Here is a 14519-nt window from a genome sequence, read left to right as displayed (position 1 = left end):
AAGACGCGTTACTTCGCGACGATCACGCCCTGTGCCTGCTGGTGGAAATCGTCGAAAAACTTGTATTCGCCCGGCGACAGCGGGGCGACGACCACGAACGAATCGGCGCCCGGCGCGAGCACCTTCTCCTTGCGCAACTGCACGCTCTCGAATTCGGCGGCGCCCTTGCCGGTGTTCCTGATCTCGATCTTGAAACGCTGGCCGGCCGGTACTTCGATGCGGGCGGGCGTCAGCTTGCCATCCGTCATCTCGAGCTTGAACGTCGGCAGATCGGCCGCATGCGCCGCGCCGGCAAGCCACAGCGCAGCGGCTGCAGCAACGATTTTCTGGGGAATTTTCATTCTGGGTTCTCTACGCCGACGGCACGCCGAAGCGCGCCGTTCGTGATGCCACCGATCAGTAACCGCCCTTCTTGCCGATACCGGCGAACGGGAAGTCGTATTCGAGCGTGATGGGCTTGAACCACGGGCCCACGCCCGTTTCCTTGTCGACGTGACGACCAAACGCCATGTGACCCGACTGCATCGGCGGCTTGACGACCATCGTCAGGTGATACTTGCCCGGGCCGGCGAGCTTCACGTTGTCGCCGTAGTGCGGGCCGTCGCTCGCGACCATGCCCATCAGGTCGCCCTCGGCCTTCCACTTCGTGTCGCCCTGCTTCGTCAGCTTGTACGTGACCTGCAGGTACGGCATCCAGTCGCCTTCCGCGAAACCGGTCGGGTTGTTCTTGACCGCATGGATGTCGGCCTCGAGGTGGATGTCGGAATCCGACGCCTTGCGCATCATGCCTTCCGGGTCCATCGTGATCGGCTGCAGATACACCGCGCCGATTTCCATGCCGCCCTGGATCTGCTGCTTGCCGATCGGATACTCGGCCGCCGAGGCCGACATCGCGGCCAGCGCCGCCGCTACCGCAACCGTCGTGCGGATGAACGAAGAACCCAACATGGACACTCCTTGTTATTTGTCTGACTATCTTGACGACATACGAGCCGCCGCCGGGCCGCCCGCTGGAAACACTAACGCGATGACGAACGTTAATGCGAACTATTCTCAATACATGGGGAGTTTAGCACCGAACCCGTTTCGGAACAAATGGAGAGCGCCGTAAACCCCTGATCCGACAAGGCTTACAGGCGCTTTACCAAAAGGATTCGGTGACGCTTGGAAAGATTTACCGACCGCCGCTGATGTGGTCGCCGACGTTCGCGCCGAACACGCGTTCGCGCAGCACGGCAAGCTGGTCGCGGGTCGCGGCGGCCTTCTCGAATTCGAGGTTCTTCGCGTAGTCGGCCATCTGCTTCTCGAGACGCTTGATTTCCTTCGCGAGCTGCTTTTCCGACATGTCCTCGAATTTCGCGCGCTGCTGCGCTTCCTTCAGCTCGGCGCGCGCATCGTCGGCGTTGTAGACGCCGTCGATGATGTCCTTGATGCGCTTCACGACGCCGCGCGGCGTGATGCCCATCTTCTCGTTGTGGGCAATCTGCTTCGCGCGGCGCCGCTCGGTCTCGCCGATCGCGCGCTTCATCGACTCGGTCATGTTGTCGGCGTAGAGGATCGCCTTGCCGTTCACGTTGCGCGCGGCGCGGCCGATCGTCTGGATCAGCGAGCGCTCGGCGCGCAGGAAGCCTTCCTTGTCCGCGTCGAGGATCGCGACGAGCGACACTTCGGGAATGTCGAGGCCCTCGCGCAGCAGGTTGATCCCGACCAGCACGTCGAACGTGCCGAGCCGCAGGTCGCGGATGATCTCGACGCGCTCGACCGTATCGATGTCGCTGTGCAGGTAGCGCACCTTGACGCCATGGTCGGCCAGGAACTCGGTCAGCTGTTCGGCCATGCGCTTCGTCAGCGTCGTGATCAGCACGCGCTCGCCGGCCTTCACGCGCGCGTTGATCTCGGTCAGCACGTCGTCGACCTGCGAGCTCGCCGGCCGCACTTCGATTTCCGGATCGACGAGGCCCGTCGGTCGCACGACCTGCTCGGCGATCTGCCCCGTCACGCGCTTCTCGTAGTCGGCCGGCGTGGCCGACACGAACACGACCTGGCGCATCTTGCGCTCGAACTCGGGGAACTTCAGCGGCCGGTTGTCGAGCGCCGACGGCAGGCGGAATCCGTAATTGACGAGGTTTTCCTTGCGCGCGCGGTCGCCGTTGTACATGCCGTTCAGCTGGCCGATCAGCACGTGCGATTCGTCGAGCAGCATCAGCGCATCGGGCGGCAGGTAGTCAACGAGCGTCGGCGGCGGATCGCCGGGCGCCGCGCCCGAGAAATGCCGCGAATAGTTCTCGATGCCCTTGCAGAAGCCGAGCTCCTGCAGCATCTCGAGATCGAAGCGCGTGCGCTGCTCGAGGCGCTGCGCCTCGACGAGCTTGCCGTCGCGATGGAAGAACTCGAGCCGTTCGCGCAATTCGTCCTTGATCGTCTCGACCGCGCGCATCACGGTGTCGCGCGGCGTCACGTAGTGCGACGACGGATACACGGTGAAACGCGGAATCTTCTGCCGCACGCGCCCGGTGAGCGGGTCGAACAGGTGCAGCGTCTCGACCTCGTCGTCGAACAGCTCGACGCGCACGGCCATTTCCGCGTGTTCGGCCGGGAAGATGTCGATCGTGTCGCCGCGCACGCGGAACGTGCCGCGCTGGAAATCCTGCTCGTTGCGCGTGTATTGCATCGCGATCAGCCGCGCGATCACGTCGCGCTGGCCAAGCTTGTCGCCGGTGCGCAGCGTCAGGATCATCTGGTGGTATTCGGACGGATTGCCGATACCGTAGATCGCCGACACCGTCGCGACGATCACCACGTCGCGGCGCTCCATCAGGCTCTTCGTCGCCGACAGCCGCATCTGCTCGATGTGCTCGTTGATCGACGAATCCTTCTCGATGAACAGGTCGCGCTGCGGCACGTAGGCCTCAGGCTGGTAGTAGTCGTAGTACGAGACGAAATACTCGACCGCGTTGCGCGGGAAGAACTCGCGGAACTCCGCGTAAAGCTGGGCCGCGAGCGTCTTGTTCGGCGCGAACACGATCGCCGGGCGGCCGAGCCGCGCGATCGTGTTGGCCATCGTGAAGGTCTTGCCCGAACCGGTCACGCCGAGCAGCGTCTGGAAGGCAAGGCCGTCGCCGATGCCTTCGACGAGCGTGTCGATCGCGGTCGGCTGGTCGCCCGCAGGCGGATAGGGCTGGTAAAGCTGGAACGGCGACCCTTCGAAAGTGACGAATTTGGATTCGTCGAGCGCGTCGCCGACTTCGGCATGATGTTCGGACATGGAATGCGGCCGGAGCAAGGGCAAAGAAAGCATTCTAGCGCTTCGCGGCCGCGCGAACTGCTGTCGGCTCCTGACGCGCGCCGGCCGCCCGAATTCGCGATTCGCCGCCCCGATCGCGACGGAATCACCGCCCCCGCCAGCGCGAATTCGCTACAATGTCAGGCTGCTGCGCTTCCCGGCGTCGCGCCGCTGGCGCGCTCCACTGCGCCCGCCCCGCCGGCTGAAAGCCTGACCCTCTTTTCACTACTGCCGAATCATCATGTCGCTCTTCTCCGCTGTCCAGCTTGCTCCCCGCGACCCGATCCTGGGCCTGAACGAAGCCTTCAACGCCGATGCGCGTCCGACCAAGGTCAACCTCGGCGTCGGCGTGTACACGAACGAAGACGGCAAGATTCCGCTGCTGCGCGCGGTGCGCGACGCGGAGAAGGCGCGTGTCGAGGCCGGCCTGCCGCGCGGTTACCTGCCGATCGACGGGATCGCCGCCTACGATGCGGCCGTGCAGAAGCTGCTGCTCGGCAACGACTCGCCGCTGATCGCGGCGGGCCGCGTGGTCACGGCCCAGGCACTGGGCGGCACGGGCGCGCTGAAGATCGGCGCCGATTTCCTGCGCACCGTGAATCCGAACGTGAAGGTCGCGATCAGCGATCCGAGCTGGGAAAACCACCGCGCGCTGTTCGAAGCGGCCGGCTTCGAAGTCGTCGCGTACCCGTATTACGACGCCGCCACCCACGGCGTGAACTTCGAAGGCATGCTGTCGGCGCTGAACGGCTACGCGGCCGGCACGGTCGTCGTGCTGCACGCGTGCTGCCACAACCCGACCGGCGTGGACCTGACCGAAGCGCAATGGCAACAGGTCGTCGACGTCGTGAAGGCGCGCAACCTCGTGCCGTTCCTCGACATGGCCTACCAGGGCTTCGGCGAGAACATCGAAGCCGATGCCGCTGCCGTGCGCCTGTTTGCCGCGGCCGACCTGAACGCGTTCGTGTCGTCGTCGTTCTCGAAGTCGTTCTCGCTGTACGGCGAGCGCGTCGGCGCGCTGTCGATCATCACGTCGAGCAAGGAAGAGGCCACGCGCGTGCTGTCGCAACTGAAGCGCGTGATCCGCACGAACTACTCGAACCCGCCGACCCACGGCGGCGCGGTGGTCGCCGCGGTGCTCGCGTCGCCGGAACTGCACGCTTCGTGGGTGCAGGAACTCGGCGAAATGCGCGACCGCATCCGCGCGATGCGCAACGGTCTCGTCGAGCGCCTGAAGGCAAGCGGCGTCGATCGCGATTTCAGCTTCATCAACGCGCAGCGCGGGATGTTCTCGTATTCGGGCCTGACCTCGGCACAAGTCGATCGCCTGCGCGACGAGTTCGGCATCTATGCGGTCGGCACGGGCCGGATCTGCGTCGCCGCGCTGAACACGCGCAACCTCGACGCGGTCGCCAATGCGGTCGCAGCCGTGCTGAAGTAACCCCGCGCCGTCGGGCTGGCGGTAGCTTCCGGCCTCGGGTGCCATGCGCTCGAGGCGCCTCGCCTGCTCCCGCGGCCTCGATTACCGGACAAGCACCTACGATTCGATGAAAACGTTGCCATCCCGACACGGCACTTCGCTGTCGCGTCTGCGGTCTTCGTCGGTCACACACGATCTTGCGCACGACAATAATTTGATCATTTACGCTTCGACAAAACCGCTCCGTCATTCGCATCGGAGCGACGCGGCGTCGAAAAGATATCGGCTTTGCATCAGCATCATCTGGAGTGTGGCAATGAAAGACGGCGACGGCGCAACGACCCTGGATCAGCTGGATCTTCGAATCCTCAGCCGGCTACAGGCGGACGGTCGGGCCACCAACCAGGAACTGGCGGATTCGATTGGGCTTTCTCCCAGTGCGTGCCTGAATCGCATCAGAAGACTCGAGCGTGCCGACATCATCTCCTTCTATCAGGCACGAATTCAGTTAACCAAAATTTGTCGTCACGTCGACGTCATCGCCGCAGTCACACTGAAGAATCACACGCTCGAGGATTTTCATACCTTCGAGGATATGGTGTTGTCCATGCGATTCGTGGTCGAATGCACCAAGGTCAGTGGGCAGACCGACTATCTTGTCCATTTCGTCTGCCCCGATATCTTCGCTTATCAGATGCTCTCCGACGAACTGCTGAAGATCGGCCCGCAGGTCAGCAATCTCTCCAGCTACATCGTATTGAAATCGATCAAGCCATTTCGAGGTGTCGCTCTCGAGGACCTGGTCGATTCGAAGGTCGAGCGCTGATCGGATTGCTCGCCGGCAGGAATTTCGACAAGGTCGTCGTGCGCGTCGACCCGGACGAACGGACCTGAGCCAATCACGCTTCGCGCGTCGGTGCCGTCTGGCGCGGACGCGTTCACAGCTCGATTCGATAAGAAATGGCTTCAAAAAAGCCATCGTGGTCAACTTTATTGCTGGGGAACCGTCAATAGGGGCAGGTGTCTTTATAACCCGAAATGACCGTGGAATTTGATACGTCATTTTGATGTGGCGAACCGCACAGATATGGGTTGTAGCGGCTATCGTTGTCGACAAAGCGCTTCATCCACGCAACGCCATATTTTCCAATAATCGGTTTGTTTTGGTCGCTACCCTGCGTGCTGGCACATAGATGCTGGCCATTTGATATTTCAAGATATGCCTTGTGATTCTGTTCGGGTATCGCGCTGTAATACGGAATCGCATAGGATTTGGGTGGGGCGACCTGGTCTTCCTGGCATCCGATGATCAATGTCGGAATGGTTATTTTGGAGAGGTCCGGGTTGCCTGACGCAATTTTCGGCACGAAAGGAATGGCGGCTTTGAGTTGCGGATGGGTCGTTTCAGCGATGAGCGTGCCACCGCCGCCAAACGACCCGCCCATGATGCCGATACGATTCGTGTCGACCTTCCCGTAGATCTCGTTGCCAGTCGTTGTGCTGAATGTTTTCAACTGCGCTACGGCAGCCATGATTTCCTTCGCGCGTTGAGCCGGTAAGTCGTAAAGGTTGGTCGTATCGATCGTGTAAACCACGAAGCCGTTCGAGGCCAGCCTGGGTCCCCACCAACTGATATTGGATTGGGTCGCACCATAACCTGGAACGACAACGATACCCCCCGTTGCAATATTTACATTGGTCGGGTAATAGACTGTCCCGCCGCCATATCCTGTCGCTTCTGACGATGGAATAGTCGTCGACGTATAGCCGAATGGCCCGCTGCTCGCCTCAAGGCTGCTGGCAGTGGGATCGGGGCCGATCGCATATGGATTTCCACCGGCCGACTGAGCACGTCCGGCCAAAGGCAATGAAAAAACGAGGACGAGTAATACGATATCCTTACGGAAAACATTCCCCCTCATATTTCCCGAAGAGTGAGCAACCATACGTTGAAGTTTATTCCACGTGATCATGTTCCTCGCCTTATAGATCTATTTCAAATAAAAATCGCTTGACTCGAATTACCTCGTTGATGGGCGTCGATTATGTTCTGATTACGCTTCAACATGGCTTCCTGTCACTCTGCCTCTCATTGGAGAGCGCTCCCTTCGATGAGTTGAAACGGCCTTCGTCTATTATTTTGTCGGGCAGTACTTTCGCAGTACCAGATCGGCACCTTTCTCGCCGATCATGATCGCTGCCGCGTTGGTATTCGCAGATGTGATGGTGGGCATCACCGAAGCATCGATGACGCGCAGGCCCGCTATGCCCCGCACACGAAGCTCGGCGTCGACGACTGAGCGCGAATCGCTGCCCATGCGGCACGTACCGACCGGATGAAACACCGTACCGCCCTTCTCCCGCGCGAAGCGCGCGAGGTCCGCATCACTTCGCAGGTCATTGCCCGGCAGATATTCCTCGCCAGTCACCAGGTCGCGAAAGGCCGGTTGACGGTAGATATCGCGCAACATCTTCAGGCCCTCGACCAACACCCGAATGTCATGAGGCTCGGTAAGGTAATTGGACACGATACGGGGCGGCGCCAACGGATCGGCCGAGCGCAGTCCTACGCTTCCGCGCGACTCGGGCCGGCACTGTGTCGCCGATGCGGAAAAGCCGGAGAAGCGGTGTAACGCATCGCCCGGCTTGTCCACCGACAGTGGCATCACGTTGAACAGCGCGTCGGGACGTGCGTCTTTGGCTACCGGCGTACGCACCATACCGCCGACCTGGCCGGCACCAACGGTCAGCGGGCCGCGCCGGCCAAATAGCCACTGCGCGCCCATGCTGGCCAATGCAAATGGGTTGCGGACCTGGTCGTTGAGCGACATCCTTTCGCGCAACTTGACGATCACGCGCGCCTGGTAATGGTCCTGCAGATTGGCGCCGACTTCGGGTGCATCGACGTGTATCGGAATGCCGTGGGCACGTAGCATCCCGGCCGGACCGATACCCGAGAGCTGCAGCAACTGCGGGCTTTGCAGGGCTCCGGCCGACAGAATCACCTCGGCCTCGGCGCGCGCTGCGTGTATCTCGCCGTCTTGCAGCCATTCGACACCGACTGCCCGCCCCCGCTCAATCGCGATGCGGGTCACGTGTGCACCGGTACGCACGTCCAGATTCGCGCGTAACCGCGCCGGCTGCAGGAATGCAGTGGCGGCGTCGCAGCGCCAACGGCCGCGCAGCGTGAGTTGGTACGCTCCCAGGCCTTCGTCGTGTGCGCCATTGAAGTCGTCGCAAGCAGGCAGGCCCGCCTGCGCACCGGCTGCTAGCCAGGATGCGCAGTAGGGGTGATCGTTGCGCAGGTCGGAGACACAGAGTTCGCCGTCGTAACCGTGATACTGATTTCCACCGCCCGCGTAGCACTCCGACTTCCGGAAGAAAGGCAATACGTCGCGATAGCTCCAGCCGTCAGCGCCGGCGCGTGCCCAATCGTCAAAATCGGCCTTCTGGCCGCGGATGTAGAGCAGGCCGTTGATGGCGCTGGAGCCACCCAGCACGCGCCCGCGTGGCCAGACTATGCGTCGGTGCGCGGTCTCCTCCTGCGGCTCCACCTCGAACTGCCATGAGAACCGTGGATCGTAGATCGAGCGGAAGTAGCCTACCGGCAGGCGCAGCCAGAAATGGCGGCTCGCGCCCCCCGCCTCCAGCAGCAACACGCGTTTATCTGGATCGGCGCTCAGGCGGTTGGCCAACACGCAGCCGGCCGATCCCGCGCCGATGACGATGTAGTCCCAGCCATCCCTTGTGCGCATCTTCGTCAGGCCCTCACGACTTCGCGGTAGATCGACGGATCGAAGTACTGGCCGGCCTTCAGTGAATCGGGAATGCCGCTGTTCTTTACAAAGAAGTCGGTCACCTGCTGCAGCCATCGGGTGGCCGTACCGTCGACATACTTCACGTGCCAGTCGGCCGAGGAATAGTACCTGGAGGCTTTGAACTGCTCCTTGAAGTCGGCCAGCGGAATGTCCTTGTACTGCGCCTTCTGGAGTGTTTCCGCCGCTGCGTCCGGATGATTGACGATGTAGTCGTTGACCGGAACCCATGCGGCCACCAGCCTGCGCAATGTGTCTCGATTCCGCTCGTAAAAATCGTTGCGGGCGGCCCAGCCGTCGACAATGGCCGCCTGTGGGAAGAAGGCCGACGCGTCGATCAGCTTGCGCGCCCCCGGCGCCTTTTGGCGGACCGTGGCGTCGAAAGGTGTCCACAGGGCAATCGCCGGCACAGCACCCGCAATAAACGAAGTGACGGCATCAGTCATGCGCTGGTTGACGACACGCACGTCGTTCGCCGGATCTAGACGAGCAGAGCGTAGTGCCCGGTCGAGGAACACGTGTGCTGTGGTGCCGGTGCTGGTGACAATCTGCCTGCCCCTTAGATCCGCCAGCGAACGGATGCCCGCGTCGCCACGCACCCAGAGCTGCGCGGTAGCATATTCGATGTCGTTGAGCAGAAACACCTTGCCCTGCCCGCGCGCCGGGAAATTCGACAGTACCGCGCCGGCGGACACCACGTCGAGGCTGCCGCCAATCATTGCCTGAAAAAGTTCCAGTCCGGTGGCGAACTGCACCAGTTCGAGCTCCAGTCCCTGCCGGGCGAAGCTGCCGGTCTGCTGGCCAAGCCAGATGTGGCCGTCGACCGCAGGGGTGTGCAAATAGCCGACCCTGACACGGGTGCGCGACTGCGCAAACAGCGGCGCGCCGGTGATGGCGGCCGCAGCCCCGACGGCTGTACGGACAAAGCGTCTTCGCTCGATGAGCATGGTTTCTCCCCGAAAAATGGCTGGTGCTACAGGCTCTGGCCGCCGTCAGTCCATCGACTGTCCGGTTTGCTGCGTCTGTACGGCATACTCCTCCATGACGAGCGCACGGATGTGGGCACGTAGCTCGCCAAAGCGCCGGTCTTCGTACACGCTCTCGGTGCGCGGGTAGCCGAAGGGTACGTCGATCACGGCGCGGACACGTGCCGGCCGCGCTGTGACAACGATGATGCGCGAGGATAGATAGATCGCCTCGTCCACCGAGTGCGTGATCAGCAGTACCGTTTTTCCCTCGGTCTGAAGTACTTCCAGCAGCAGGTTCTGCATCGCGCTGCGTGTCTGGTCGTCGAGTGCGCCAAACGGCTCGTCCATCAGCAGGAACTGAGGTTGCACCGCATAGGCGCGCGCGATCGCCAGCCGCTGACGCATGCCGCCAGACAACTGTTTGGGGAAATGGTCGGCGAAATCCTTCAGCCCCATGAGTGCCATGTAGCGCTGGACGATTTCGTGGTGCCCAGCCCTGGGTATCTTGCTACCCGATAGCTTCAAGCCGAAGGCGATGTTCTGCCGCACTGTCAGCCATGGGAAGACGCCGTATTCCTGGAAGATCACGCCACGGTCCGGGCCCGGGCCTGCCACCGGCCGGCCATCGAGCAGCACCTGCCCGCTGGTCGGTTGCGCGAAGCCACCCAGGAGATTCATCAATGTGGTCTTCCCGCAGCCCGAAGGGCCGACGATCGAGATGAACTCTCCCTGGCGGATGTTCAGCGATACGTCGTCAAGCACACGAATCCGGCCTTGCGGGGTGCAAAACTCCATCGACACGTTACGAAACGAGACGCGCACTGGGGCGTCGGTAGGGAACGTTGCGCTCATGCGATGCGGTCCTGCCACGCGACCAGTCTGTGGCTGAGGGTGCGCAACACCAAATCCATCGCCAGCGCGATGAAGCCGATGCAGGCTATCCCGACATAGATGATGTCGAGCTGGAAAAATGCCGATGCATTCTGGATCAGCGCACCCAGTCCCTGCTGTGCGGCAATCAGTTCGGAGGCTACCAGCGTGGCCCACGCTACCCCCAATGCCACACGCACGGCCGTCAGCATATGCGGCACCGTCAGCGGCACCACCACCCTCCCGAAGACCTCCAAGTCATTCGCGCCCAGTGCGCGAGCCACGCGGATGTAGACCGGGCTGATCTGTGCAATACCTTCATACATCACGATGACCGCGGCGAAGAAGGAGGCATAGAACAGGATCACGGTCTTCGCCACCTCGCCGATACCAAAGTAGACGATGGTCAACGGAATCAAAGCGATGGGTGGAAGGGCGCGAAAAAAATTGATGACCGGGTTGATGAAACTGCGCAGGCCTTTGTACCAACCCAGGCAGAAGCCCACCGGCACCGCTAGCAACGAGCCAAATGTAACGCCGATAAGCACGCGTTGCGTGGACATCCAGACGTCGCCGAGAAGGCGGCCACGCGCCAAATTCAGGAACCTCGCTGCCACCTCGAGTGGCGCCGGCACCAGGGCCGGGTTCACCAGGCCGCTGGAACGTACCGCATACCACAATAGCAACAGCAATCCCCAAGGAGCGAGAATCAGCGGAATGCGAGGCAAAACCGACCGGATAGACATGAATGCGTTCTCTAACAAAAAACGAAAAATAGTGTTTGCGGCTACGTGCGCTCGCCTCCATCCGGTTGTATTATTGACCGAACGTCCTAGTTGTTAGAACCATTTTTTTTGAATATGCAAATACCATTGATGCGATCGACGGATCATCTTCGCTTCGCCAGGAGTCCCGCTCCCCTGTATCTGCAGATAGCGGACGTAATGCGTCAGCGAATTTCCCGCGGCGCCTGGCCCGTGGGTCACCGGCTACCTTCGCTGGAAAAGCTGATGGCGGAGTTCGGCGTGGCCCGCATTACCGTCCGCCAGGCGGTAGAACTGCTGGCGCGTGACGGCCTCCTTTCTTCACAGCAAGGACGTGGCACCTTTGTCACTGCGCAGCCCGCCAACGATCGCTGGCTGAATGTAGTGACTTCGCTGGATGCGTTGTCGCGGGTTTATCAGGGCACCAAAACACAGATCATCGCGATTGACGAATCAGCCGCTGCGCCTGTGCTGGGTGACGGTGAAGGCGTCCCGGTTGAACGCTACGTCTATATGCGCCGTGTGCATTCGCGCGACGGGCGTGCCTATTGCGTGATCGACATCCATCTTGATGAAAAAATTTTCCGCCGTTATCCGAAGCGATTCCGCGAAGAAACAGTGATCCCGTTGCTGACTTCGATGAAGAATGTAACGATCGCCAAGGCGCACCAGGTCCTGACCGTGGGGACTGCCGGCGTCGAGGTGGCACACCTGCTCGATGTACCGTTAAACGCTCCGGTGGCCGAGGTGCGCCGAGTTTTCCGCGACGAGAATGAGCGGGTGATCTATCTCGGCGAAATCGTCTACCGGGGCGATGCGATCCATGTGGAAATGAACCTGAAGCCATGAGCGAGCCGGCCGTTGAACTGCCGCGCATGCCGCTGGCCGTCGCACGGATTGAGGCGATGGTGTTTCGCCACCCGCTCAAGACGCCTGTGCGTACATCTTTCGGCGCCATGCACGATCGGCCCGCCCTTTTCGTGCGGGTCGAGGATAGCGATGGCGTCGTGGGCTGGGGAGAGGTCTGGTGCAACTTCCCTGGATGCGGTGCTGAACATCGCGCACGTCTGGTGGAGACAATCATGACTCCGCTGTTGGTCGGCAGGCGCTTCGACGGCCCGCAGGCTGCCTTCGCTTATCTAAGCGAATCGACTGCCGTGCTCGCCATCCAGTCGGGCGAGTATGGGCCGATCGCACAGACCATCGCAGGCATCGATCTGGCACTCTGGGATCTGGCTGCTCGCAGGCAAGCCCAGCCTTTGTGGCGCTATCTTGGTGGCAACCGTAGCCGCGTCCCCGTGTATGCCAGCGGTCTGAACCCCGAGCGACCGGAAGAGATCGCCCTTCGGCGGCGCGACGAGGGCTATCGCGCCTTCAAGCTCAAGGTCGGCTTCGGGGAACGCGTGGATCTGGCGAACCTCGACTCGATACGAGACGCGCTGGGCAGCGGCGCAATGTTGATGGTCGATGCCAATCAGGCCTGGACGTTGCCACAGGCGCAGTACATGATCGCGCGACTGTCACCTTACCGGTTGGCCTGGCTGGAAGAGCCGCTACGCGCCGATCGACCGTGGTCCGAATGGCAGGAACTGAAACGAAGCACAAGTCCGGCATTAGCTGCAGGTGAGAACCTTGTCGGCAACGCTGCTTTTGATGCGGCACTGCAGTCTCGGGCGCTTGGAGTGCTGCAGCCGGATGCTGCCAAATGGGGCGGCATATCCGGCTGCTGGCCAGTGATTCGCCGTGCGCAAGCGGTGGGGGTGCGCTACTGTCCGCACTATCTGGGAAGCGGTATCGGCCTTCTGGCGTCTGCACATCTACTGGCCGCCGCTGGCGGCGATGGGTTGCTGGAGGTCGACGCGAATCCCAATCCGCTGCGCACGGAACTCTGCCCGGCGTTGCATCGGATTGAGGAGGGATATCTCTCGCTTGGCGAGGTACCGGGTATCGGGGTCGAGCCGGTCCCGGAGCAGATCGGGCAGATCGTTGCAGCCGCCGGCGATTACGACGGCTACAAGGTCTGATCCGCTTTCGAGGATCAGGGTCATAGCACGCGCGCCATTCGTCGATTTTGCTGTGAGCATCCGCCAGTGGCAAGAACCCATGCGTGTTCAGGCATGCCGGCCGGAAGCTCCCGTATCAACTTCCTCACCACGAACGGAGAAAACATGGCGACATACCAAGAACTTCTCGCAAAGCGCACCGCACTCGAAGCGGAAATCAACGCGGCCAAAAGGCCTGCGCGGGAATCGGCATTGAAGGAGGTGCGCCGGCTCGTCGGCGAATTCGATATCAGCGTCCGGGAGATCTACGGCGCGCGCCAAACCCGCAAGCGGAGCCACCCCGACGTAAAGTATCGCGATCCCAAAACCGGCGCGACCTGGAGCGGCCGGGGCCGGCCGCCTGCATGGATCGAGGGTAAAGACCGGGCGCTCTTCGAAGTCCCGCAAAGCGCCACCCGGTCTTGAACTCCCGCGAAACACCGGATACACACACCGTGTGCCGGCTGCGGCCGCTGCCAGTGACTACCGAGTAGCCGACCGCAGCATGCTTTCCCTGTATCTTGAAATGTTATCCTTCCCGCCATAAAGAAGAAGCCGAGCAAGAAAAAGGCCACCTCGCCCAAGACACACGCGGCACCCGAACCGCCCCTCCCCACATCCGTTCCCGTTGCCCGGCAAGCCGGGTATTCGCACGTCAGCCAGCCGATTCATCACCGATTACGCCGGCCGCACGTTGCACCGTTACTTTCCTGCGGAGATGCGATGACACCTCGAATCGACCGACGAACCTTCCTGATGTACAGCGCATGCAGCGCAGTGCTGCCGCTTCTCGCCGCGTGCGGCGACGACAACGGCACGCCACCGGCCCGATCACGCGCCATCGCATCGGGTCTTGGGGGAAATGCCGGCCTGCCCGTCCATGCCTTCGACGAAAACGACTTGCTGGTTCCCGGTTTCAAAATGAAGCTCGGCGAAATCAAGACGCAAATCGAGCAATACCAGCCGGCGGCCATCGCGATTGCGGATGTCGTCAATGCAGCGTTGTCGGCCGATACGCTGCCGGGGCTCATCGCATTCGGCGAAGTCACGATCAAGGCACTCGCATCGTTCATTCCGGCTGCCGGGCCGCTCGTCGGCGAAGTATTGAACCTGTTGTTCAACCACCTGAATACGCTATTCGAGCGCGGGCCGGATGAAGAAACGATGATCCGTCGCATTGCGACGGACGAGATTTCGAAAAACAATGTCGAGATCATGCGTCAAACGCTCGCGGGCATCAACGACGACTTGCACTTCCTCGTCGAATTCGTGCAAAGGAACGCGCCGCCCTACTCGGCGTCGATGGCGGATGCCATCGCCGCGAAGTTCATGGCGTTCTGGAGCAGTTGCACGATGC

The 14519-nt window shown here is 61.6% G+C and carries 14 protein-coding genes; 6 read left to right on the top strand and 8 right to left on the bottom strand.

Annotated features, from left to right (window positions below; genetic code table 11):
• Nucleotides 1–8: 8 nt before the first annotated feature.
• The 3 genes from HWW87_RS04845 to uvrB form a co-directional block, all read right to left on the bottom strand.
• Complete coding sequence (locus HWW87_RS04845) at nucleotides 9–341, bottom strand: cupredoxin domain-containing protein (protein ID WP_174387796.1); 333 nt, start codon at nucleotides 339–341, stop codon at nucleotides 9–11.
• Nucleotides 342–396: 55 nt separating this feature from the next.
• Nucleotides 397–948: an iron transporter gene (locus HWW87_RS04840; RefSeq protein ID WP_006483880.1), complete on the bottom strand. Its 552-nt coding sequence runs from the start codon at nucleotides 946–948 to the stop codon at nucleotides 397–399.
• Nucleotides 949–1174: 226 nt separating this feature from the next.
• Nucleotides 1175–3265, bottom strand: a complete 2091-nt coding sequence (gene uvrB, locus HWW87_RS04835) for an excinuclease ABC subunit UvrB (RefSeq protein WP_175819465.1) — start codon at nucleotides 3263–3265, stop codon at nucleotides 1175–1177.
• A gap of 259 nt (nucleotides 3266–3524) precedes the next feature.
• On the opposite strand from uvrB, the gene HWW87_RS04830 reads away from it, so the two are divergent.
• Nucleotides 3525–4724 (top strand): amino acid aminotransferase, encoded by a 1200-nt coding sequence (locus tag HWW87_RS04830; RefSeq protein ID WP_175819464.1) that lies wholly within the window; start codon nucleotides 3525–3527, stop codon nucleotides 4722–4724.
• 295 nt (nucleotides 4725–5019) lie between these two features.
• Nucleotides 5020–5529, top strand: coding sequence for an Lrp/AsnC family transcriptional regulator (locus HWW87_RS04825; RefSeq protein WP_174388571.1), 510 nt, complete (start codon nucleotides 5020–5022; stop codon nucleotides 5527–5529).
• Nucleotides 5530–5710: 181 nt separating this feature from the next.
• Here HWW87_RS04825 and HWW87_RS04820 read toward each other — a convergent pair whose 3' ends face one another.
• The 5 genes from HWW87_RS04820 to HWW87_RS04800 form a co-directional block, all read right to left on the bottom strand.
• Nucleotides 5711–6676: a dienelactone hydrolase family protein gene (locus tag HWW87_RS04820; protein ID WP_175819463.1), complete on the bottom strand. Its 966-nt coding sequence runs from the start codon at nucleotides 6674–6676 to the stop codon at nucleotides 5711–5713.
• Between the two features lie 162 nt (nucleotides 6677–6838).
• Nucleotides 6839–8458 (bottom strand): GMC family oxidoreductase N-terminal domain-containing protein, encoded by a 1620-nt coding sequence (locus HWW87_RS04815; RefSeq protein ID WP_175819462.1) that lies wholly within the window; start codon nucleotides 8456–8458, stop codon nucleotides 6839–6841.
• A 5-nt stretch (nucleotides 8459–8463) separates the two neighbouring features.
• The gene (locus HWW87_RS04810; RefSeq protein WP_175819461.1) at nucleotides 8464–9465 is read right to left on the bottom strand and encodes an ABC transporter substrate-binding protein; all 1002 of its coding nucleotides are present in this window, start codon (nucleotides 9463–9465) and stop codon (nucleotides 8464–8466) included.
• Nucleotides 9466–9510: 45 nt separating this feature from the next.
• Complete coding sequence (locus tag HWW87_RS04805) at nucleotides 9511–10338, bottom strand: ABC transporter ATP-binding protein (protein ID WP_175819460.1); 828 nt, start codon at nucleotides 10336–10338, stop codon at nucleotides 9511–9513.
• On the bottom strand, nucleotides 10335–11102 hold the full coding sequence (locus tag HWW87_RS04800) for an ABC transporter permease (protein ID WP_175819459.1): 768 nt from the start codon (nucleotides 11100–11102) through the stop codon (nucleotides 10335–10337). The genes HWW87_RS04805 and HWW87_RS04800 overlap by 4 nt, the downstream gene beginning before the upstream one ends.
• Nucleotides 11103–11216: 114 nt before the next feature.
• On the opposite strand from HWW87_RS04800, the gene HWW87_RS04795 reads away from it, so the two are divergent.
• The 4 genes from HWW87_RS04795 to HWW87_RS04780 all read left to right on the top strand — a co-directional run.
• The gene (locus tag HWW87_RS04795) at nucleotides 11217–11969 is read left to right on the top strand and encodes a GntR family transcriptional regulator (RefSeq protein ID WP_175820674.1); all 753 of its coding nucleotides are present in this window, start codon (nucleotides 11217–11219) and stop codon (nucleotides 11967–11969) included.
• Nucleotides 11966–13144 carry a mandelate racemase/muconate lactonizing enzyme family protein gene (locus HWW87_RS04790; protein WP_208449928.1) on the top strand — a complete coding sequence of 393 codons (1179 nt, stop codon included), beginning with the start codon at nucleotides 11966–11968 and terminating at the stop codon, nucleotides 13142–13144. Before HWW87_RS04795 ends, HWW87_RS04790 begins: the two co-directional genes overlap by 4 nt.
• 144 nt (nucleotides 13145–13288) lie before the next feature.
• Nucleotides 13289–13588, top strand: coding sequence for an H-NS histone family protein (locus HWW87_RS04785; protein ID WP_175819458.1), 300 nt, complete (start codon nucleotides 13289–13291; stop codon nucleotides 13586–13588).
• Between the two features lie 330 nt (nucleotides 13589–13918).
• On the top strand, nucleotides 13919–14519 hold a 601-nt coding region (locus HWW87_RS04780), incomplete at its 3' end, for a hypothetical protein (protein WP_175819457.1).

Source organism: Burkholderia sp. BCC0419, from assembly GCF_902830285.1.
Lineage (GTDB): Bacteria > Pseudomonadota > Gammaproteobacteria > Burkholderiales > Burkholderiaceae > Burkholderia.
Note: the sequence above shows the minus strand (reverse complement) of the source record. Positions and strands in the feature narration are given on the sequence as shown.

Bases quoted from the DNA above. Each gene is read 5' to 3' on its own strand.
- HWW87_RS04800 (WP_175819459.1), bottom strand. From the start codon at position 11,102: ATGTCTATCCGGTCGGTTTTGCCTCGCATTCCGCTGATTCTCGCTCCT.
- HWW87_RS04795 (WP_175820674.1), top strand. From the start codon at position 11,217: ATGCAAATACCATTGATGCGATCGACGGATCATCTTCGCTTCGCCAGG.
- HWW87_RS04840 (WP_006483880.1), bottom strand. From the start codon at position 948: ATGTTGGGTTCTTCGTTCATCCGCACGACGGTTGCGGTAGCGGCGGCG.
- HWW87_RS04805 (WP_175819460.1), bottom strand. From the start codon at position 10,338: ATGAGCGCAACGTTCCCTACCGACGCCCCAGTGCGCGTCTCGTTTCGT.
- HWW87_RS04815 (WP_175819462.1), bottom strand. From the start codon at position 8,458: ATGCGCACAAGGGATGGCTGGGACTACATCGTCATCGGCGCGGGATCG.
- HWW87_RS04790 (WP_208449928.1), top strand. From the start codon at position 11,966: ATGAGCGAGCCGGCCGTTGAACTGCCGCGCATGCCGCTGGCCGTCGCA.
- HWW87_RS04845 (WP_174387796.1), bottom strand. From the start codon at position 341: ATGAAAATTCCCCAGAAAATCGTTGCTGCAGCCGCTGCGCTGTGGCTT.
- HWW87_RS04785 (WP_175819458.1), top strand. From the start codon at position 13,289: ATGGCGACATACCAAGAACTTCTCGCAAAGCGCACCGCACTCGAAGCG.
- uvrB (WP_175819465.1), bottom strand. From the start codon at position 3,265: ATGTCCGAACATCATGCCGAAGTCGGCGACGCGCTCGACGAATCCAAA.
- HWW87_RS04820 (WP_175819463.1), bottom strand. From the start codon at position 6,676: ATGATCACGTGGAATAAACTTCAACGTATGGTTGCTCACTCTTCGGGA.
- HWW87_RS04825 (WP_174388571.1), top strand. From the start codon at position 5,020: ATGAAAGACGGCGACGGCGCAACGACCCTGGATCAGCTGGATCTTCGA.
- HWW87_RS04830 (WP_175819464.1), top strand. From the start codon at position 3,525: ATGTCGCTCTTCTCCGCTGTCCAGCTTGCTCCCCGCGACCCGATCCTG.
- HWW87_RS04810 (WP_175819461.1), bottom strand. From the start codon at position 9,465: ATGCTCATCGAGCGAAGACGCTTTGTCCGTACAGCCGTCGGGGCTGCG.